This window comes from Pseudomonas sp. MWU16-30323 (genome assembly GCF_020515595.1).
GTDB classification, from domain to species: domain Bacteria; phylum Pseudomonadota; class Gammaproteobacteria; order Pseudomonadales; family Pseudomonadaceae; genus Aquipseudomonas; species Aquipseudomonas yamanorum.
Genome location: NZ_JAIWYM010000010.1, coordinates 188,553 through 210,003 on the forward strand (window position 1 = coordinate 188,553; position 21,451 = coordinate 210,003).

The 21,451-nt window shown below is 61.7% G+C and carries 14 protein-coding genes; 12 read left to right on the forward strand and 2 right to left on the reverse strand.

What is annotated here, in order from left to right:
* Positions 1–216: 216 nt before the first annotated feature.
* Positions 217–2,436 carry a primosomal protein N' gene (locus LIY45_RS14790; protein ID WP_226476758.1) on the reverse strand — a complete coding sequence of 740 codons (2,220 nt, stop codon included), beginning with the start codon at positions 2,434–2,436 and terminating at the stop codon, positions 217–219.
* A gap of 297 nt (positions 2,437–2,733) precedes the next feature.
* Here LIY45_RS14790 and rpmE point away from each other — a divergent pair, with 297 nt between their 5' ends.
* From rpmE to LIY45_RS14805, 3 genes are all read left to right on the forward strand, one after another.
* On the forward strand, positions 2,734–2,964 hold the full coding sequence (gene rpmE / locus LIY45_RS14795) for a 50S ribosomal protein L31 (RefSeq protein ID WP_003209330.1): 231 nt from the start codon (positions 2,734–2,736) through the stop codon (positions 2,962–2,964).
* Between the two features lie 41 nt (positions 2,965–3,005).
* Complete coding sequence (locus LIY45_RS14800) at positions 3,006–3,794, forward strand: thermonuclease family protein (RefSeq protein WP_226476770.1); 789 nt, start codon at positions 3,006–3,008, stop codon at positions 3,792–3,794.
* 181 nt (positions 3,795–3,975) lie between these two features.
* Entirely contained in the window at positions 3,976–5,244 is a 1,269-nt protein-coding gene (locus LIY45_RS14805; protein ID WP_102367939.1) for a malic enzyme-like NAD(P)-binding protein, read from the forward strand.
* 196 nt (positions 5,245–5,440) lie between these two features.
* On the opposite strand, the gene LIY45_RS14810 is transcribed toward LIY45_RS14805, so the two are convergent.
* Positions 5,441–7,900 carry a penicillin-binding protein 1A gene (locus tag LIY45_RS14810; protein WP_226476759.1) on the reverse strand — a complete coding sequence of 820 codons (2,460 nt, stop codon included), beginning with the start codon at positions 7,898–7,900 and terminating at the stop codon, positions 5,441–5,443.
* Positions 7,901–8,119: 219 nt separating this feature from the next.
* Between LIY45_RS14810 and pilM the strand changes: the two genes are divergently transcribed.
* The 9 genes from pilM to LIY45_RS14855 all read left to right on the forward strand — a co-directional run bounded on the left by pilM (position 8,120) and on the right by LIY45_RS14855 (position 21,330).
* Positions 8,120–8,773 (forward strand): type IV pilus assembly protein PilM, encoded by a 654-nt coding sequence (gene pilM, locus LIY45_RS14815; protein ID WP_226476760.1) that lies wholly within the window; start codon positions 8,120–8,122, stop codon positions 8,771–8,773.
* Entirely contained in the window at positions 8,773–9,324 is a 552-nt protein-coding gene (locus tag LIY45_RS14820) for a PilN domain-containing protein (RefSeq protein WP_226476761.1), read from the forward strand. The genes pilM and LIY45_RS14820 overlap by 1 nt, the downstream gene beginning before the upstream one ends.
* Positions 9,321–10,334, forward strand: coding sequence for a pilus assembly protein PilP (locus LIY45_RS14825; RefSeq protein ID WP_226476762.1), 1,014 nt, complete (start codon positions 9,321–9,323; stop codon positions 10,332–10,334). The genes LIY45_RS14820 and LIY45_RS14825 overlap by 4 nt, the downstream gene beginning before the upstream one ends.
* Before the next feature lie 69 nt (positions 10,335–10,403).
* Positions 10,404–11,741: a type IV pilus secretin PilQ family protein gene (locus tag LIY45_RS14830; protein WP_226476771.1), complete on the forward strand. Its 1,338-nt coding sequence runs from the start codon at positions 10,404–10,406 to the stop codon at positions 11,739–11,741.
* 4 nt (positions 11,742–11,745) lie between these two features.
* Positions 11,746–12,264 (forward strand): shikimate kinase AroK, encoded by a 519-nt coding sequence (gene aroK / locus LIY45_RS14835; RefSeq protein ID WP_226476763.1) that lies wholly within the window; start codon positions 11,746–11,748, stop codon positions 12,262–12,264.
* A 147-nt stretch (positions 12,265–12,411) separates the two neighbouring features.
* Positions 12,412–13,512, forward strand: a complete 1,101-nt coding sequence (gene aroB, locus LIY45_RS14840) for a 3-dehydroquinate synthase (RefSeq protein WP_003209346.1) — start codon at positions 12,412–12,414, stop codon at positions 13,510–13,512.
* A gap of 10 nt (positions 13,513–13,522) precedes the next feature.
* A complete protein-coding gene (locus tag LIY45_RS14845; RefSeq protein WP_226476764.1) occupies positions 13,523–15,085 on the forward strand; it encodes an AAA family ATPase in 1,563 nt (520 codons plus the stop codon).
* A gap of 348 nt (positions 15,086–15,433) precedes the next feature.
* On the forward strand, positions 15,434–19,879 hold the full coding sequence (gene gltB / locus LIY45_RS14850) for a glutamate synthase large subunit (RefSeq protein WP_226476765.1): 4,446 nt from the start codon (positions 15,434–15,436) through the stop codon (positions 19,877–19,879).
* Positions 19,880–19,911: 32 nt separating this feature from the next.
* On the forward strand, positions 19,912–21,330 hold the full coding sequence (locus tag LIY45_RS14855; protein WP_226476766.1) for an FAD-dependent oxidoreductase: 1,419 nt from the start codon (positions 19,912–19,914) through the stop codon (positions 21,328–21,330).
* The last annotated feature ends 121 nt before the right edge of the window (positions 21,331–21,451 follow it).

The following is a 21,451-nucleotide window of genomic DNA, read 5'->3' on the forward strand; positions in this document are numbered from 1 at the left end:
CAAGCGGTGGCGCGCGATGCGCAGGTGGAAAAACTGGGCATTATCCGTGGCGAGGGCGGGCTTGCCAACCTTCGCCGGACCTTGACGGACGATTAACCTGTGGCGAGGAAGCTTGCTGTGCCGAGGGAGCTTGCTCCCGCTGGAGTGCGTAGCGCTCCCGGCTTTTTTGGGGCGGCTACGCAGCCCAGCGGGAGCAAGCTCCCTCGCCACAGGGGGTTAGTACAAATCTACCGGGTCTACGTCCAGCGACCATCTCACTTGTCGCCCGCTGGGCATTTGCTCCAGGGCAAGTAACCAGCTGCTTAATAAACGATGCAGCGGGGCGCGTGCACTGGCTTGCAAGAGTAGCTGGGCGCGGTAACGCCCGGCGCGGCGTTCCATGGGCGCGGGCACCGGGCCGAGCAATTCGATGCCGGTCAGACCCAGTTCCCCCAGCAAACGTTCAGCCTCGCTGCAGGCTTCATCCAGGAAACCTTCGGCCTGCCCTGGCTTGTGCGCCTCGGCCCGCAGCAGCGCCAAATGCGCAAACGGTGGCAAACCGGCCGAGCGGCGTTCGCTCAAGGCCTGTTCGGCGAAGGCAAAGTAGCCTTGTTCTGTCAGTTGGATCAGCAGCGGGTGGTCGGCCAGGTGCGTCTGGATGATCACCTTGCCGGGCTCTTCAGCCCGCCCGGCGCGGCCTGCGACCTGCACGATCAGCTGCGCCATGCGTTCGCTGGCGCGGAAATCCCCGGAGAATAGTCCTCCGTCAGCATCCAGGATCGACACCAAGGTCACCCGTGGGAAGTGATGCCCTTTGGCAAGCATCTGGGTGCCCACCAGAATGCACGGCTGGCCCTTCTGAATCGTGGCAAACAGCTGGTTCATCGCGTCCTTGCGCGACGTGCTGTCACGGTCGACCCGCAGCACCGGGTAATCCGGGAACAGAATGCCCAGCCGCTCCTCGGCGCGCTCGGTGCCTGCGCCCACCGGACGCAAGTCGACTTTGCCGCACTGCGGGCAGTGACGCGGCACCCGTTCCACATGGCCGCAGTGATGGCAGCGCAATTCGCCGGAGCGCTGGTGTACGGTCATTCGCGCATCGCAGCGATTGCACTCGGACATCCAGCCGCAGTCATGGCACAGCAGCGTCGGCGCAAAACCCCGGCGGTTGAGGAACACCAGCACTTGCTGGCCCGCCGCGAGGGTTTGGCCGATGGCTTGTTGCATCGGTCCGGAAATGCCGCTGTCCAGCGGGCGACTTTTCACGTCCAGGCGCAGGAAGCGTGGCTGCTTGGCGCCGCCGGCCCGTTCGTTCAGGCGCAGCAGGCCGTAGCGCCCGGTGTAGGCGTTGTGCAGGCTTTCCAGGGAGGGCGTGGCCGAACCCAGCACAATCGGGATGTTTTCCTGGCGGGCCCGCACCAGCGCCAGGTCGCGGGCGTGGTAGCGCAGGCCTTCCTGCTGTTTATAGGAGCCGTCGTGTTCTTCGTCGATGATGATCAACCCGGGATTTTTCATCGGGGTGAACAGCGCCGAGCGGGTACCAATAATAATGTCGGCCTCGCCGTCCCGGGCGGCGAGCCAGGATTCCAGGCGCTCGCGGTCGTTGACCGCCGAGTGCACCAGGGCGATGCGCGCGTTGAAGCGCTGTTCGAAGCGCGCCAGGGTTTGCGGGCCGAGGTTGATCTCGGGGATCAACACCAACGCCTGTTTGCCGGCTTCGAGGGTTTCGCGGATCAGCTGTAAATAGACTTCGGTCTTGCCGCTGCCGGTGACGCCGGCCAGCAGGAACGCGTGGAAGCTGTCGAAGCCGGCGCGAATCGCCTCGTAGGCGGCGCGTTGTTCGGGGTTGAGCGGCAATTCCGGCTGGGCCAGCCAGTGCTCGTGGCGCTCACCGGGGGCGTGCTTGCGGATTTCCACTTGCACCAGGCCCTTGGCGAGTAGCAAATCCAGGCTGTCCTTGCTCAGCATCAGCTTGCTTAATAGCTGATGGGCCACGCCGTGTGGATGCTGGGCCAGAGTTGCCAGGGCTTCACGCTGGCGCGGGGCGCGGGCGATGCGCGGGTCGTCCATGCGCGCCCCCGGTACTATCGACCAGAAACGCTCCTGGCGCGCCTCGGCCAGTTCGCCCTGGCGCAACAGCACCGGCAGCGCCCAGCTCAGGGTGTCGCCGAGGCTGTGCTGGTAATACTGCGAGGTCCACAGGCACAGTTTGAACAGCGCGGGTGGCAGCGGCGGCGTGGCGTCGAGGATGGCCACGGCGGGCTTGAGCTTCTCGGCGGGCACTTCGCTGTGGTCGACGACTTCCACCAGGATGCCGATCATCTCCCGCCGGCCAAACGGCACGCGCACACGCATGCCGGGCTGCAGCTGCGACCGCAATACGCCGGCAGGTGCCCGATAATCGAACAGGCGGCGCAGGGGCGAGGGCAGGGCGAGGCGCAAAATGGCGTCGGGCACGCGGGGGTTCTCATATGACGGGCGGCGAAGAAGGGCGCGAGCCTAGCAGACCAGCGGTGGATGTGGGAGCCGGGCTTGCCCGCGACAGTATCGACACGGTGCACCTGAGGCACCGCAGCGCCTGCATCGCGGGCAAGCCCGGCTCCCAGAGGGCCTTGTGTATGCCGCGCTTTTCTGATGAAAGGGGCCGTAGTGCTTCTTGCGCGTTTAAAAAGGTCTGGTAGAATCCGCGGCCTAATTACGTGCGGTATTCAACAATAGTGTTGATTGGCGGCACGCTAGCCTGAGGAATACACCATGAAAGCCGATATCCATCCAAACTATGTTGCCATCGACGTTACCTGCAGCTGCGGTAACAAGTTCGAAACCCGTTCGACTTTCGGCAAAGCTCTGCCAATCGACGTGTGCAACGAGTGCCACCCGTTCTACACCGGTAAGCAGAAGACTCTGGATGTTGGCGGCCGTGTTGACCGCTTCAAGACCCGCTTCGGTGCTTTCGGCGCTAAAGCTGCTCCTAAAGCCGAGTAAGGCTGGTCCGCTTGGATGGCCTGTATGGCTTGTCCTCGCTGATGAAAAAGGCGTCCCTTGCGGGCGCCTTTTTTGTGTCTGCGATTTGGCTGGCGCCCGCCCAGGCCGAGGTATTCTGCCCGGCGCCCGGCAATGTCACTACGTTTGACGTGCAACGGGTGGTGGATGGCGACACGGTGCGCCTCAAGGACGGCCGAAGCGTGCGCATGATCGGCGTCAATGCCCCGGAAACCGGCAAGAAGGGCCGCACTGACGAGCCCTTCGCCGTGGCCGCTCGCGAGCGTCTGCAAAGCCTGGTGGATGCGAGCGGTGGGCGCGTTGGCGTGGTGCCCGGACGGGAAAGCAAGGATCGTTACGGTCGCACCCTGGCCCATCTTTACGGCGCCAATGGCGAAAATCTGGAGGCGCAGTTGCTCGCCGAAGGCTTCGGCTTCCAGGTGGCCGTCGCGCCGAATGTGGAGCTGGTGGCCTGCCAGCAAGCCGCCGAACGCAGTGCCCGGCAGGCCCGGTTGGGGCTGTGGCGCCAGTCACCGGTGGTCGATGCGGCGAAGCTCCGGCGCTCGGGCTTTGCGGTGGTCAGCGGCCAGGTGAGCAACATCGAACGCAATCGCGGCGGAGTCTGGATTGAGTTGCAGGGCTCAGTGGTATTACGCATTGCGCCCAATCGGGTGGCCGCGTTCAACAGTGCGCTGTTGACGGGTTTGCAGGGCCAATCCATCGAGGCGCGCGGCTGGGTACTGGACCGTTCCCGGCGCGGTGGCCTGGAAAATAGCCAGGCACGCTGGCTGCTGCCACTGACCGATCCCGGCATGCTTCAGCGGGTGCCGTAAGAAAAAATTGTAGACATTTTTTAGTGCGATTGTGAACAGTTGAGCCCTTGTATCCCGTGGCTCTTGGCCAAAAGTCGTAGGGCAGGGCCCTTGACACCTGTGACTGCCCAGTCTTGTGGGGACTTTGCGACACGCGTATCCTCGGCGGTCCGTCGACCAACAGTAAAAGCGGAATGCCGATATGTCTGATTTGAAAACTGCCGCTCTCGAATATCATGCCCATCCTCGTCCAGGAAAGCTGAGTGTAGAGCTCACCAAAGCCACTGCCACCGCCCGCGACCTGTCGCTGGCCTACAGCCCTGGCGTTGCCGAGCCCGTACGTGAAATCGCCCGCGATCCTGAACTGGCCTACAAGTACACCGGCAAAGGCAACCTGGTTGCAGTGATCTCTGATGGCACCGCGATCCTCGGCCTGGGTAACCTCGGCCCATTGGCTTCCAAGCCAGTCATGGAAGGCAAAGGTGTACTGTTCAAGCGCTTCGCCGGCATTGACGTATTCGACATCGAAGTCGATTCCGAAAGCCCGCAGGCTTTCATCGACACCGTAAAGCGCATCTCCATCACATTCGGTGGCATCAACCTGGAAGACATCAAGGCACCTGAGTGCTTCGAGATCGAAAAGGCCCTGATCGAACAGTGCGACATCCCGGTATTCCACGATGACCAGCACGGCACCGCGATCGTTACCGCGGCCGGCATGATCAACGCCCTGGAAATCGCTGGCAAAACCCTCGGCGAAGCCAAGATCGTTTGCCTGGGCGCCGGCGCTGCGGCCATCTCCTGCATGAAGTTGCTGGTGAGCATGGGCGCCAAGCTGGAAAACATCTACATGGTCGACAGCAAGGGCGTTGTGCAGTCCGAGCGTACCGACCTGAACCAGTACAAGGCGATGTTCGCGCATCCGTCCTCCAAGCGTACCCTGGCTGACGCCCTTGACGGTGCAGACGTGTTCGTTGGCCTGTCCGGCCCGAACCTGCTGAGCGCCGAAGGCCTCAAGTCCATGGCCGCCAACCCGATCGTGTTCGCGTGCTCCAACCCGGATCCGGAAATCTCCCCGGAACTGGCCCACGCCACCCGTAATGACGTGATCATGGCCACCGGCCGTTCGGACTACCCGAACCAGGTCAACAACGTACTGGGCTTCCCGTTCATCTTCCGTGGTGCCCTGGACGTGCGCGCCAAGCGCATCAACGAAGAGATGAAAGTGGCTGCCGCCAACGCCCTGCGCGAACTGGCCAAGCTGCCGGTTCCTCAGGAAGTGTGCGACGCCTACGGCGGCATCAAGTTGGAATTCGGTCGTGAGTACATCATTCCGAAACCAATGGACAAGCGCCTGATCACCCTGATCTCCGATGCCGTGGCCAAAGCCGCAATCGAGACCGGTGTGGCCACCCTGCCGTATCCGAAGAACTACCCGCTGCAAAGCGTGGATGATGTGTTCAACGGCTAAGCCGTTGTAGCGCACCAACAAAAAGCCCCGGCTCTTGCGAGTCGGGGCTTTTTTATTGCCTGTTAATCAGTTCAAGGCTTGTGACGATCCAAATGTGGGAGCCGGGCTTGCCCGCGATGAGGGCAGGCCAGTTAACACAGCTGTGACTGACCCTCCGCTATCGCGGGCAAGCCCGCTCCCACATTGGATCTGCGTGTTAGAACAAGTCGATCGGTGCCGCCTCATCCGCCGGCAGCGGGCTGCCCGGTGCAACGCCGTTGCCCAGTTCGTTGACTGACGGCGGCGTGTCCTCGCTCTTGAACAGCTCGAAGTACGCATTCGGCGTGCTCGGCGCTGCCGCCCGACCGCTGACCGGGTCGATCCGCAGGCTGAGTATGCCTTCCGGCTCCGGCTGGGTGTGCAGCGGCTTGTCCTTCAAGGCAGCCCCCATGTAGCTCATCCAGATCGGCAGCGCGACAGTGCCACCGAACTCCCGGCGACCGAGGCTTTCCGGCTGGTCGTAACCGGTCCATACGGTGGTCACGTAGTCGCCGTTGTAGCCCGAGAACCACGCATCCTTGGATTCGTTGGTGGTACCGGTCTTGCCGGCGATGTCGGCACGGCCCAGGGCCAGGGCGCGACGCCCCGTACCTTTCTTGATCACGTCTTCGAGGATGCTGTTGAGGATGTAGGTGGTGCGGCCATCCACAACGCGTTCGGCTACCGCCGGCGCTTGTGGTGTGGCAGGGGCGCCGGCGGCCGGTGCTTCGCCTGGCGTCGGCTCGATGGTGATGCCGCCGTTGGTCGGTGCTGCCTGGCCGTCAGTGGCGGCGACGCCATTGACCACGTCGCCCGGTACCCGCGGCGGGTTGGCGGTAAACAGGGTTTCGCCGCTACGGCTTTCGATCTTGTCGATCAGGTACGGGGTGATCTTGTAGCCGCCGTTGGCAAAGGTGCTCCAGCCGGTGGCGATTTCCATCGGCGTCAGCGTGGCGGTACCCAGTGCCAGGGACAGGTTGGGCGGCAGGTCCGACTTGTTGAAACCGAAGCGGGTGATGTAGTCGATGGTCTTGCCTACACCCATCGCCTGCAGCAGGCGGATCGACACCAGGTTGCGCGACTTGTACAGCGCCTCGCGGACGCGGATCGGGCCGAGGAAGGTGTTGGTGTCGTTCTTCGGGCGCCAGACCTTGTCCAGGTACTCGTCGACAAACACGATCGGCGCATCGTTGACCAGGCTGGCGGCGGTGTAGCCGTTATCCAGGGCGGCGCTGTAGATGAACGGCTTGAAGCTCGAGCCCGGCTGGCGCTTGGCCTGGGTGGCGCGGTTGTAGTTGCTCTGCTCGAAGGCAAACCCGCCGACCAGGGCGCGGATTGCACCGTTCTGCGGGTCAAGCGATACCAGGGCGCCCTGTGCCACGGGCACCTGGCTGAATTTCAGGCTGTCGTCCTTCTGGCGCTGCACACGAATCAGGTCGCCGACCTGGGCCACGTCCGACGGCTGCTTGGGCATCGCCCCCATGCTGTTGGTGTTCAGGAACGGGCGGGCCCATTTCATGCTGTCCCACGACACATGTTCTTCGCCGGTGCGGGTCAGTACCTGCACGCCATCTTTCTTCACCTGGGTGACGATGGCTGGCTCAAGGCCGCTGATCGGGCGTTGTTTGCCCAGCTCGACGGTCCAGGCGCTCAGGGTCTTGCCCGGCAGGCGCGATTCAGGGCCGCGGTAGCCGTGGCGCTGGTCATAGGCGATCAGGCCTTCGTGTACCGATTTATTGGCGATTTCCTGCAGGTTGCTCGGAATCGTCGTGGTCACGCGGAAACCTTCGGTGTACGCCTCGCTGCCATAGCGGCCGACCATCTCGGCGCGGGCCATTTCGGCGATATACGGGGCATTCACTTCCGGGGTCGGTACGTGATAGCTGGCGTTCAGCGGCTCGGCCACCGCACTTTCGTACGCGGCCTGGTCGATCTTGCCCAGCTTGTACATGCGGCCCAGGATCCAGTCGCGGCGCTCTTTGCTGCGCGCCGGGTTGGCCAGCGGGTTGAAGCGCGAAGGCGCCTTGGGCAGGCCGGCAATCATCGCCATCTGCGCCAGGCTGGCATCACGAATCGACTTGCCGTAGTAGACCTGGGAAGCCGCCTCGATGCCGTAGGCACGGTTGCCGAGGTAGATCTTGTTGACGTACAGCTCAAGGATTTCGTCCTTGGTCAGCTGACGTTCGATCTGCAACGCCAGGAGGATTTCCGTGGCCTTACGGGAAAAGCTGCGTTCGCTGGTGAGGAAGAAGTTCTTCGCGACCTGCATGGTGATGGTGCTGCCACCGGACTGAATGTGTCCGCTTTTTACCAACTGCGTGGCCGCCCGCACCAGGCTGCTTGGGTCGACGCCATAGTGATTGGCGAAGTTATCGTCTTCGGCCGACAGCAGGGCGTTGATGAAATTGGGTGGAATGTCGGCGAAACGGATCGGTGTACGGCGCATTTCGCCGAACTCCGCGATCAGTTTTTCATCGCTGCTGTAGACCCGCAAAGGAATCTGCAACTGGATACTTCTCAAGGCCTCTACGGAGGGCAAACCCGGACTAAGGTAGAGATAGGCCCCGCTGAGCACGAGCATCAGCCCGCAGACGATCGCGACAATGGAGTACCCGAAAAACTTCAGCAGACGAATCAAGGCTTTTGGATTTCCAAGGAAAAGAATGGGTTAGGCGTCGGGGCATGCACGGCAAGCGGTGGATCGACCCGGCCAGCAGATAAACGCGGGAAAAAAAACGCTGGGCATTAAAGCATTTTTCGGCTTCGGGCGTCATTCGCACCGCTCATACAAGCCGACCGAATGCATGAAGCCTGGCAGCAATCAGTCCGTAAGACAGGGAAAGTTTTGGGGAGTTTTATGAGAAAGGGATTTTTCAGGCGAAAAGCCGATGCCGTCCTGGGTATCGACATCAATGACGCCAGCGTCAAGCTGGTGGAACTCGAGGTTTCAGGCAACGGCTACAGCGTCCGCGGCTACGCCATGCAGCCGTTGCCGGCCCATGCGGTGGTCGACAGTAGCGTGGTGGATTTTGATGCCGTCGCACAGGCCCTTTCCAGGGCGCTGGCACAGGTGCATACCTCGCTCCGACAGGCCGCCGTGGCCGTCGCCGGGCCTTCGGTGATCACTCGTGTGCTCGAGATGGACGCCGGGCTCACTGATGCAGAAATGGTGCAGCGAATCCACGGGGAAGCCGACCAGTACATTCCTTATCCGCTGGAGGATGTGGCCATCGACTTTCAGGTACAGGGCCCGTCGGCCCATGACTCGCAAAGCGTCGATGTGCTGCTGGTTGCCTGCCTCAAGGAACAGGTAGAGGCCCGTGAGGCGGTTTTGGCCTTGGCGGGGCTGGCAACGCGGATAGTGGATGTCGAAGCATTTGCATTGGCTCGCGTGGGCAGGCAGGCTTCGGACAGCATCACGCCGGGCCGTCGTGTCGATGGCGCGCAATGGGCCGTGGATGCCCAGGGGATGGGAGTGGCCTGCGGGTTGGCCCTGAGGAGTTTCGACTGATGACACGAATCAACCTGCTGCCGTGGCGCGCAGAACGGAACCAGCGGCGGCGCAAGTATTTTCTGGTGTTCCTGGCGGGGGCGGCGACTGTGGCGCTGGCTGCGGTATGGCTGGCAGACCAGGTGATCGACCGTGCGATTGATCGGCAATTGGCCCGCAACAGCCAACTGAAACAGGGCGTTACCGGGCTCGACTCGCGGATCAAGGCCATCGACGAGCTGCATGAGCAACGTCAGCAGCTGATGGAGCGGATGAAAGTTGTGCAGGGCTTGCAGGACGATCGTTCGGCGAGCGTTCAGTTGCTGGACCAATTGGCCCGTGCCATGCCCGATGGAGTGCAGTTGCGTGAGGTGAGTGTTGACGGTGGATCTGTTTCGATCAGCGGCACTGCCGAATCGAACCGTGATATTGCTCAGTTGATGCGTGGCCTTGAGGCAGCCGGTGACATGCAGGCGCCACGGCTTCAACGGGTTAGCGGCGGGCAGGACGGTGACGACAATAGTTTTCAACTGACGGTCCGCCATGGTCACTCCGATGAGGTGCGCCCATGAGAGGGGCGTCAGGCCTGCCAGGGCTGACCGAATCCGATATCACCCAGTTCTGCCGAAACGCTCTCGACTGGCCCCTGCCGGGCAAAGCTTTACTGGGTGGCGCGTTTTTTTGCCTGCTGTGGGCAGTGGGCAACACCTTCTACGTGAGCGGGACGCGGGAGCAACTGCGCCAGCTTGAGGCGCAGGAGGTGGCGCTTGAACAGCAGGTCGCGCTGAAAACCAGCCAGTCTGCCGGCCTGGAGTCCCAGGCCCGGGAACTCGAAACGATGCGAGGCCGTTTCGCCAACCTGTTGCGGCAGTTGCCTGCTGATACCCAGGTGCCCGGCCTGCTTGAGGATATTGGCCGCCTGAGTGCCACCAATGGCTTGGTGCTGCAGAACATCGAACTTCGGGATGACCAGCCTCGGCCCCTGTACATCGAGTCGCCCCTGCAGATTGGCGTGACCGGGACTTTTCACGATCTGGCGGCGTTCATCAGCGGCCTGGCCAGCTTGCCAAGGATTGTCACGGTCCATGACTTGGCGTTCAGTCATGTCGATCCCTCCCTGTTGCGCCTCAGCCTGGTGGCGAAGACTTATCGCCACAACCGTCAGGCGAGCGATGGCCTCGAGGTTGATCTACGCGAGCCGTCGCCTGCTTTCGTGGAGCCCATTGCCTACGATTTTGCATCCTTGCGCGATCCTTTCCAGCCACCCTTTCGCCAGCTTGTGAGGCCCGCTGGGCGACCGGCTACCGGACCGGATTTGGCCAGGCCTCGGGGAATCCTCGAAGGCTTCGCCGTAGAGCAGTTCGAGATGGTCGGGACCTTGTCCCTTGGTGCCCAAACCTTCGCCCTGCTGCGGGGAGCGTCGTCTGTCCATCGGCTGGCAATCGGCGATTACCTGGGCCCGGACCACGGACGCATCACGGCGATTCATGACTCCCATGTCGAACTGGCCGAGCTTTTCCCGGATGGCCAGGGCGCTTGGCTGGAACGCTCGCAAACCCTCGCCCTGAACGTGAATTCATAACGGAAACAAACAATGAAAAGGACTTTTTCGTCCTTCGGTGTGGCGCTATGGATAGCGTTCACGGCACCGATGGTCATGGCTGTGCCCAATCGAATCGACCTGATTCACCTGCCGCCACCTGGCAATGCGCCCCTGAGTACCGAGCGCGTGGCATTTACCGGCGACAAGCTGTCCCTCAACTTCCAGAACATCGAGTTACGCGCGGTGCTGCAGCAGATTGCCGACGTCGCCGGCCTCAATCTGGTGGCCAGCGACGACGTGCAGGGTTCGATCACCCTGCGCCTCAAGGACGTGCCCTGGGACCAGGCCCTCGAACTGGTGCTGCAAACCAAGGGGCTGGACAAGCGCGTGACGGCCAACGTCCTGCTGGTGGCGCCTGCCGAGGAGTTGGCGGCCCGCGAGCTGCTGGTGCTGGAGTCGCGCAAGCAAATGACGGAGTTGGCCCCGCTGCGCCGTGAACTGCTGCAAGTGAATTATGCCAAGGCGTCGGACCTGGCCAAGCTGTTCCAGTCGGCCGTGGGCCTGGAAGGTGCAACCGATGAGCGCGGCTCGGTGGCGGTGGATGATCGCACCAACAACATCATCGCCTACCAGACCCAGGAGCGGCTGGAGGAACTGCGTCGGATCGTGGCGCAACTGGATATTCCGGTAAGGCAGGTGATGATCGAGGCGCGGATTGTCGAGGCCAATGTGGATTACGACAAAAGCCTTGGCGTGCGCTGGGGAGGGCAGCTCAATCGGGGTAACTGGAACGCTGGTGGGATCAGGAAACCGCTGGCCGAGGGCGCCGAGCCCCCCGAAAATCCACCCAGCTCGCCCTTTGTAGATATGGGCACGGTCAACGGCAGTGCCGGCCTGGGGATCGCCTTTATCACCGACAACCTGTTGCTGGACCTGGAGCTTAGCGCCATGGAAAAAACCGGTAACGGTGAAATCGTCTCGCAGCCCAAGGTCGTCACTTCCGATAAGGAAACCGCACGAATCCTCAAGGGCACCGAGATTCCCTACCAGGAATCCAGCTCCACCGGCGCCACCTCGGTGTCGTTCAAGGAAGCCTCGCTGTCACTGGAAGTGACGCCGCAAATCACCCCGGACGGCTGGGTGAACATGGAGGTCAAGGTGACCAAGGACGAGCCCGACTACCTGAACAAACTCAATGACGTGCCGCCGATCAAGAAAAACGAGGTCAACGCCAAGGTGCTGGTGAGGGACGGTGAGACCATCGTGATTGGCGGGGTTTTCTCCAATACTCAAAGCAAAGTGGTAGATAAAGTGCCATTTTTGGGCGATGTGCCGTATCTTGGCCGCCTTTTCCGGCGGGATGTGGTTTCGGAGAAAAAATCCGAGCTGCTGGTATTCCTGACTCCGCGTATTATGAATAACCAGGCGATTGCTGTGAGTCGTTGATTCTGTGCGAAATTTGATTCTTGTAGGACCGATGGGGGCTGGAAAAAGCACCATCGGCCGTTTGCTGGCCAAAGAGCTGCGCCTGCCATTCAAAGACTCCGATAAGGAAATTGAATTGCGCACGGGCGCCAATATCCCGTGGATCTTCGATAAGGAAGGCGAAATGGGCTTTCGCGACCGCGAGCAGGCGATGATTGCCGAGCTGTGCGGCTGTGACGGCGTGGTATTGGCCACCGGCGGCGGTGCGGTGATGCGTCACGAGAATCGCCGGGCGCTGCACGCCGGCGGTCGCGTGGTTTATCTGCATGCGTCTGTCGAACAGCAGGTAGGCCGCACCGCTCGCGATCGCAATCGCCCGTTGTTGCGTACCGCCGACCCGGCAAAAACCCTGCGGGACCTGCTGGCGCTGCGCGATCCGCTGTATCGGGAAATCGCCGATCTGGTGGTGGAAACCGATGAGCGGCCGCCGCGAATGGTCGTTCTCGACATTCTCGATCGCCTGGCACAGTTGCCGCCCCGTTAAAGCCAGAGCCGAAATGCGCTATCCTCGGCGGCGCGTCATGACCGTCCGAGTTGTGGCGTAGAGCCATCAGGCGACGTCAGATCCCGACGATGCCGACAACGTTAATGTAGGGCAGGACGCCTGCTTTCATCTTCAACGCGGGGACACATGCAGACACTTAAGGTCGATCTTGGCGAGCGCAGCTACCCGATCCATATTGGCGAAGGTTTGTTGGACCAGCCCGAGTTGCTCGCACCGCATATTGCCGGGCGGCAAGTGGCGATCATCTCCAATGAAACGGTCGCGCCGCTGTATCTTGAGCGTCTGAGCCGCAGCCTTGCGGCGTATTCGGTGATCTCGGTGGTATTGCCCGACGGCGAGGCCTTCAAGACCTGGGAAACCCTGCAACTGATCTTTGATGGCCTGCTGACGGCCCGTCATGACCGTCGCACCACGGTGGTGGCGCTGGGCGGCGGGGTGATCGGCGATATGGCCGGCTTCGCGGCTGCCTGCTACCAGCGCGGCGTGGACTTTATCCAGGTACCGACCACGTTGCTGTCCCAGGTCGATTCGTCGGTGGGCGGCAAGACCGGTATCAACCATCCGCTGGGCAAGAACATGGTCGGTGCGTTCTATCAGCCGAATGTGGTGCTGATCGACACTGCCACCCTCAATACCCTGCCGCCCCGCGAGCTGTCGGCGGGCCTGGCGGAAGTCATCAAGTACGGCCTGATCTGCGACGAGCCTTTCCTGACCTGGCTTGAAGAGCATGTCGACGCCCTGCGCGCCCTCGACCAGGTGGCGCTGACCGAAGCAATTTCCCGCTCCTGCGCTGCCAAGGCGTTGGTGGTCAATGCCGACGAACGTGAGTCCGGTGTGCGCGCCACGTTGAACCTCGGCCACACCTTCGGCCATGCGATCGAGACTCACATGGGCTATGGTGTGTGGTTGCATGGAGAGGCCGTAGCGGCTGGCACGGTGATGGCATTGGAGATGTCGCAACGCCTGGGCTGGATCAGCGCCCAGGAGCGTGATCGCGGGATCCGCCTGTTCCAGCGCGCCGGGTTGCCGGTCATTCCTCCTGAAGAGATGACTGAGGCAGATTTTCTCGAACATATGGCAATAGACAAGAAAGTGATCGACGGTCGACTGCGACTGGTGCTGTTGCGCCGAATGGGCGAAGCGGTAGTGACCGACGATTATCCGAAAGAGATTTTACAGGCCACGCTGGGAGCGGATTACCGCGCCCTGGCCCAGCTTAAAGGTTAATAAGATCCCGATGACTAGTTTGCATGCCGACGAGGCGTTCCTCGGCCATTACCAGTTAAGCCACGACCCTTTTGCTCCACGGGTGCCTGGTTTCAAATTTTTCCCTGCGCAACGCAAGCCGGTGCTGGGGCAACTGCACCACCTGGCGCGCTACAGCCAGCTGTTGCTGGTGGTCACCGGCCCATTGGGCAGCGGCAAGACCTTGCTGCGCCAGGCGCTGGTGGCCAGCACCAATAAGCAATCGGTACAGAGCGTGGTGGTTTCCGCCCGTGGTGCCGGTGATGCGGCGGGCGTGTTGCGCCAAGTGGCCCAGGCCCTGGACGTGTCCACTGCCGAGCCGAATGCGATCCTCAAGCAAGTGGTGCAACTGGGCCTGACCGGCCAGGAAGTCTACCTGCTGGTGGATGACGCCGAGCAGCTCGACGAATCTGCCCTGGAAGCGTTGCTGGCCCTGGCGGCCGGTACGCCTGAAGGTCGTCCGCATGTGTTCCTGTTTGGCGAGTCCTCGCTGATTGCCGAACTTGAGCAGATCAGCGGCGAACAGGAACTGTTCCACGTCATCGAACTGCAGCCTTACGAAGAAGAAGAAACCCGCGAATACCTCGCCCAACGGCTGGAAGGTGCAGGGCAGGGCATCGAACTTTTCTCCGCTTCGCAGATCTCTGATATTCACGAAAGCTCCGACGGCTGGCCTGGCACCATCAACCAGGTTGCCCGGGATGCAATGATCGAAGCCATGATTGCCAGCCGCTCAGCGGTAAAGCGTCCAAAGATGGGGTTTACTATGCCGAAGAAGCACGTATTGGCAATTTCTGCCGTTGTCGTGGTCGCTGTCGCCGCCGCCTGGTTGATTCCAGGTCGCAGCAAGGCCCCGACCACCGCTGGCGCGCCAACCGAACAGGCGCAGTTGCCACTGGGCAAGCCAACACCGAACGTTGAATTTGCCAACTCCGGCCAACCCACCAACCTGCCGATGGTCGGCCAGCCTGTGATGCGTGGTCCGTTGGCTGAAGCTGCTGGCGGTATCAGCGAAGGCGACGATGGCGTGCCGGTGGAAGGCTCCAGCGCCACGCCGCCGACCGTGACCACCACTGCGCCACCTGCGGGCGTGCCGGCGGGTCAGCCAGCGGCCAAGCCTGCGCCGACGCCAGCCCCAGCCCCGGCCCAAGTCGCTACCGCCAAGCCAGCACCTGTTGCGAAGCCAGTAGCCCCTGCGCCTGTGGCCAAAGCGCCTGCCGCCAAGCCTGCTGAAAAACCGGTGACCGTGGCCAAGGCCGGCGCTACCGGCAGCAGCTGGTACACCAGCCAGCCTACCGGTAACTTCGTGGTGCAGATCCTGGGCACCAGCTCCGAAGCCAACGCTCAGGCGTTCGTGAAAGAGCAGGGCGGCGAGTACCGTTATTTCAAGAAAGTACTCAACGGCAAGCCGCTCTACGTGATCACTTACGGCAACTTCTCCAGCCGTACAGCAGCGGAATCCGCTATCAAGGCCTTGCCAGCGAAGGTTCAGGCTGGTAAACCTTGGCCTCGCACTGTCGCCAGCGTTCAACAAGAACTGGCAACAACTCGCTGAAGATCCGGCGGCCTTACCCAGGCCGCCCTCTCGGCACCTCAAAAAAAACAACACAGCGTGCAGCCCTGAAGGCCGCGCGCTTTGTGGTGTCTGCGCACGTCACTTTTGAGTCGTAGCGGTCAAAATTAAAAAAGTTTTGACTAGCACAGCATATCGCTTTAAACCTTTCATAAATGCGACATAGATTTGCGATATTTCGTCGCTAAATTTGTGAGCGTCTGTGTCGGTGTGTACAATGACCTCCCTTTTGCCCCCGCTAAGTCGGCGTACGTTCGGCGTGGAAGGTAACCGGTTGAATTGAAAAGAAATTTGCCTCGGAATAAGAGGCAGCCTGGTGAGAAAGTGTCTATGAAAGCAGGTCTGTACCAACCCGATGAATTCAAGGATAACTGCGGTTTCGGCCTGATAGCCCACATGCAGGGCGAGCCCAGTCATACCCTTTTGCAAACGGCCATCGAGGCCCTGACCTGCATGACCCACCGCGGTGGGATCAACGCCGACGGCAAGACCGGTGACGGTTGCGGCTTGCTGATTCAAAAGCCCGACCAGTTCCTGCGCGCAGTCGCCAAGGAGCATTTCGGCGCCGATTTGCCCAAGCAATACGCCGTGGGCATGGTGTTCTTCAACCAGGATCCGGTCAAAGCCGAAGCTGCTCGCGAGAACATGAACCGCGAGATCCTGGCTGCTGGCCTGCAACTCGTCGGCTGGCGCAAAGTGCCCATCGACACCAGCGTACTTGGCCGCCTGGCCCTGGAGCGCCTGCCGCAGATCGAACAAGTGTTCATCGCCGGCGATGGCCTGAGCGACCAGGACATGGCGATCAAGCTGTTCACCTCCCGTCGTCGCTCGTCGGTGGCCAACGCCGCCGACACCGACCACTACATCTGCAGCTTTTCTCACAAGACCATCATTTATAAAGGCCTGATGATGCCGGCGGACTTGACCGCCTTCTATCCAGACCTGAGCGATGAGCGCCTGCAAACCGCAATCTGCGTGTTCCACCAGCGCTTCTCCACCAACACCCTGCCGAAATGGCCGCTGGCCCAGCCATTCCGCTTCCTCGCCCACAACGGCGAGATCAACACCATCACCGGCAACCGCAACTGGGCCGTGGCCCGTCGTACCAAGTTCGCCAACGACCTGATGGACCTGGAAGAGCTTGGCCCGCTGGTCAACCGCGTGGGTTCCGACTCGTCCAGCATGGACAACATGCTCGAACTGATGGTCACCGGCGGCATCGACCTGTTCCGTGGCGTGCGCATGATCATTCCGCCAGCGTGGCAGAACGTCGAGACCATGGACCCCGACCTGCGGGCGTTCTATGAGTACAACTCGATGCACATGGAGCCGTGGGACGGCCCGGCCGGCGTGGTAATGACCGACGGTCGCTACGCCGTGTGCCTGCTCGACCGTAACGGCCTGCGCCCGGCGCGTTGGGTGACCACCACCAACGGCTTCATCACCCTGGCGTCGGAAATCGGCGTGTGGAACTACAAGCCGGAAGACGTGATCGCCAAGGGCCGCGTTGGCCCGGGCCAGATCCTCGCCGTGGACACCGAAACCGGTCAGATCCTCGACACCGATGCCATCGACAACCGCTTGAAGTCCCGTCATCCGTACAAGCAATGGCTGCGCAAGAATGCCCTGCGCATCCAGGCGACCATGGAAGACAACGACCACGGCTCGGCTTTCTACGACGTCGACCAGCTCAAGCAGTACATGAAGATGTACCAGGTCACCTTCGAAGAGCGTGACCAGGTGCTGCGCCCGTTGGGCGAGCAAGGCTATGAGGCCGTCGGCTCCATGGGCGATGACACGCCAATGGCCGTGCTGTCCCAGCGCGTGCGCACGCCGTACGACTATTTCCGCCAGCAGTTCGCCCAGGTGACCAACCCGCCGATCGACCCGCTGCGTGAAGCCATCGTGATGTCCCTGGAAGTGTGCCTCGGTGCCGAGCGCAACATCTTCCAGGAATCGCCTGAGCACGCCTCCCGCGTGATCCTCAGTTCGCCTGTGATTTCCCCGGCCAAGTGGCGTTCGTTGATGACCCTGGATCGCCCGGGCTTCGACCGGCAGATCATCGACCTGAACTACGACGAGAGCCTCGGCCTTGAGGCCGCGGTGCGTAACGTCGCCGATCAGGCTGAAGAAGCCGTGCGCGCCGGCCGTACCCAGATCGTGCTGACCGACCGTCATATCGCCCCGGGCAAGCTGCCGATCCACGCCTCCCTGGCTACTGGCGCGGTGCACCACCGCCTGACCGAAAAGGGCCTGCGTTGCGACTCCAACATCCTGGTTGAAACCGCCACTGCCCGCGACCCGCATCACTTCGCGGTGTTGATCGGCTTCGGCGCTTCGGCGGTGTACCCGTTCCTCGCGTACGAAGTACTCGGCGACCTGATCCGTACAGGTGAAGTCCTGGGCGACCTCTATGAGGTGTTCAAGAACTACCGTAAAGGCATCACCAAGGGCCTGCTGAAGATCCTGTCGAAGATGGGCATCTCCACCGTCACGTCGTACCGTGGCGCGCAGCTGTTCGAAGCCATCGGCCTGTCGGAAGAAGTCTGCGACATGAGCTTCCGGGGCGTGCCGAGCCGCATCAAGGGCGCACGTTTCGTCGACATCGAAGCCGAGCAGAAAGCCCTGGCGGCCGAAGCCTGGAGCGCGCGCAAGCCGATCCAGCAAGGTGGCCTGCTGAAGTTCGTCCACGGTGGCGAATACCACGCCTACAACCCGGACGTGGTCAACACCCTGCAAGCTGCCGTGCAGCAGGGCGACTACGCCAAGTTCAAGGAATACACCGCGCTGGTGGATAACCGCCCGGTGTCGATGATCCGCGACCTGTTCAAGGTGAAGACCCTGGACACGCCGCTGGCCATCAGCGAGATCGAACCACTGGAATCGATCCTCAAACGTTTCGACTCCGCCGGTATTTCCCTGGGCGCCTTGTCGCCTGAGGCTCACGAAGCCCTGGCCGAAGCCATGAACCGCCTGGGTGCGCGTTCCAACTCCGGCGAAGGCGGTGAAGACCCGGCACGCTACGGCACCATCAAGAGCTCGAAAATCAAGCAGGTCGCTACTGGCCGTTTTGGTGTAACTCCGGAATACCTGGTCAACGCCGAAGTGCTGCAGATCAAGGTCGCCCAGGGCGCCAAACCGGGTGAAGGCGGGCAACTGCCAGGCGGCAAGGTCAACGGCCTGATCGCCAAGCTGCGTTATGCAGTGCCGGGCGTGACCCTGATTTCGCCGCCGCCGCACCACGACATCTACTCCATTGAGGATTTGTCGCAGCTGATTTTCGACCTGAAACAAGTCAACCCGCAGGCCCTGGTCTCGGTGAAACTGGTCGCAGAAGCCGGCGTGGGCACCATCGCTGCCGGTGTGGCCAAGGCCTATGCCGACCTGATCACCATCTCCGGCTACGACGGCGGCACTGGCGCTTCGCCGCTGACCTCCATCAAGTACGCCGGTGCGCCTTGGGAACTGGGCCTGGCTGAAACGCACCAGACCCTGCGCGGCAACGACCTGCGCGGCAAAGTCCGGGTGCAGACCGACGGTGGCCTGAAAACCGGCCTCGACGTGATCAAGGCCGCGATCCTCGGCGCCGAAAGCTTCGGCTTCGGCACCGCGCCGATGATCGCCCTGGGCTGCAAATACCTGCGCATCTGCCACCTGAACAACTGCGCCACCGGCGTGGCGACCCAGAACGAGAAGCTGCGCAAGGACCACTACATCGGTACCGTCGACATGGTGGTGAATTTCTTCACCTACGTCGCCGAAGAAACCCGTGAGTGGCTGGCCAAGCTGGGCGTGCGTTCCCTGGAAGAGCTGATCGGCCGTACCGACCTGCTGGACATCCTCGAAGGCCAGACCGCCAAGCAACAGCACCTGGACCTGACGCCGCTGTTGGGCAGCGATCACATCCCGGCCGACAAGCCACAGTTCTGCCAGGTTGACCGCAACCCGCCGTTCGACAAGGGCCTGCTGGCCGAGAAGATGGTCGAGATGGCCACTTCGTCGATCAACGACGCAAGCGGCGGCGAATTCGCCCTGGATATCTGCAACTGCGACCGTTCCATCGGCGCACGCATCTCCGGCGAAATCGCGCGCAAGCACGGCAACCAGGGCATGGCCAAGGCGCCGATCACCTTCCGCTTCAAGGGCACCGCTGGCCAGAGCTTCGGCGTGTGGAACGCCGGTGGCCTGAACATGTACCTCGAAGGCGACGCCAACGACTACGTGGGCAAGGGCATGACCGGCGGCAAGCTGGTGATCGTTCCGCCAGTCGGCAGCGTCTACAAGACTCAAGACAGTGCCATCATCGGCAACACCTGCCTGTACGGCGCAACCGGCGGCAAGCTGTTTGCAGCCGGCACGGCCGGTGAGCGGTTCGCGGTGCGTAACTCCGGTGCCCACACCGTGGTTGAAGGTACCGGCGATCACTGCTGCGAATACATGACCGGTGGTTTTGTCGCGGTGCTGGGCAAGACCGGCTACAACTTCGGTTCGGGCATGACCGGCGGTTTCGCCTACGTGCTGGACCAGGACAACACCTTCGTCGACAAGGTGAACCACGAGTTGGTGGAGATCCAGCGGATCAGCGGCGAAGCGATGGAATCCTATCGCAACCACTTGCAGCATGTGCTGGACGAATACGTCGAGGAAACCAACAGCGAATGGGGTCGTAACCTCGCTGAAAACCTTGATGACTACCTGCGTCGTTTCTGGCTGGTCAAGCCCAAGGCGGCCAACCTGAAATCGTTGCTTTCCAGCATCCGTGCCAACCCGCAGTGATATGCGCCTGAAGAGTTTGATGAGGTTTTAACATGGCTGAACGTCTGAATAACGACTTCCAGTTCATCGATGTCGGGCGCAAAGATCCGAAGAAGAAACTGTTGCGTCAACGCAAGAAAGAGTTCGTGGAAATCTACGAACCCTTCAAACCCCAGCACTCGGCCGACCAGGCCCACCGCTGCCTGGGTTGCGGTAACCCGTATTGCGAATGGAAGTGCCCGGTGCACAACTTCATTCCGAACTGGCTGAAGCTGGTGGCCGAGGGCAACATCCTCGCCGCCGCCGAGCTGTCGCACCAGACCAACACCTTGCCGGAAGTGTGCGGCCGGGTGTGCCCGCAGGATCGTCTGTGCGAGGGTGCCTGCACCCTCAACGACGGCTTCGGCGCGGTGACCATTGGTTCGGTGGAGAAGTACATCACCGACACCGCGTTCGCGATGGGCTGGCGCCCGGACATGTCCAAGGTCAAGCCGACCGGCAAGCGCGTCGCGATCATCGGCGCGGGCCCGGCGGGCCTGGGCTGTGCCGACGTGCTGGTGCGTGGCGGCGTGACCCCGGTGGTGTTCGACAAGAACCCGGAAATCGGCGGCCTGCTGACCTTCGGCATCCCCGAGTTCAAGCTGGAAAAAACCGTACTGAGCCATCGTCGCGAAGTCTTCACCGGCATGGGTATCGAGTTCCGCCTCAATACCGAAATCGGCAAGGACGTGACCATGGAGCAACTGCTCGAAGAATACGATGCCGTGTTCATGGGCATGGGCACCTACACCTACATGAAGGGCGGCTTTGCCGGTGAGGACCTGCCGGGTGTGTACGACGCCTTGGACTTCCTGATCGCCAACGTCAACCGCAACCTGGGCTTTGAAAAGTCGCCGGAAGATTTCGTCGACATGAAAGGCAAGAAGGTCGTGGTGCTGGGCGGTGGTGACACCGCGATGGACTGCAACCGTACTTCGATTCGCCAGGGCGCCAAGTCGGTGACCTGTGCCTACCGTCGTGACGAAGCCAACATGCCGGGCTCGCGCAAAGAGGTGAAGAACGCCAAGGAAGAAGGCGTGAAATTCCTCTACAACCGCCAGCCGATCGCTATCGTCGGTGAAGACCGTGTCGAAGGCGTGAAAGTGGTCGAGACCCGTCTCGGCGAACCGGACGCCCGTGGCCGTCGCAGCCCGGAGCCGATCCCGGGTTCCGAAGAGATCATCCCGGCAGACGCCGTGGTCATCGCCTTCGGTTTCCGCCCAAGCCCGGCGCCGTGGTTCGAGCAGTTCACGATCCAGACCGACAGCCAGGGCCGCGTTGTAGCCCCGGAACAAGGCCAGTACAAACACCAGACCAGCAACCCGAAAATCTTCGCCGGTGGCGATATGGTGCGCGGGTCTGACCTGGTAGTGACGGCCATCTTCGAAGGCCGCAACGCCGCCGAAGGTATCCTGGATTACCTGCAGGTCTGACCCCGGTCCCGGATTGCAATGGGATCAACATGTGGGAGCTGGCTTGCCTGCGATAGCGATGTTGAATTCACCACCGCCATCGCAGGCAAGCCAGCTCCCACACAAACCCCATTCCATAGTG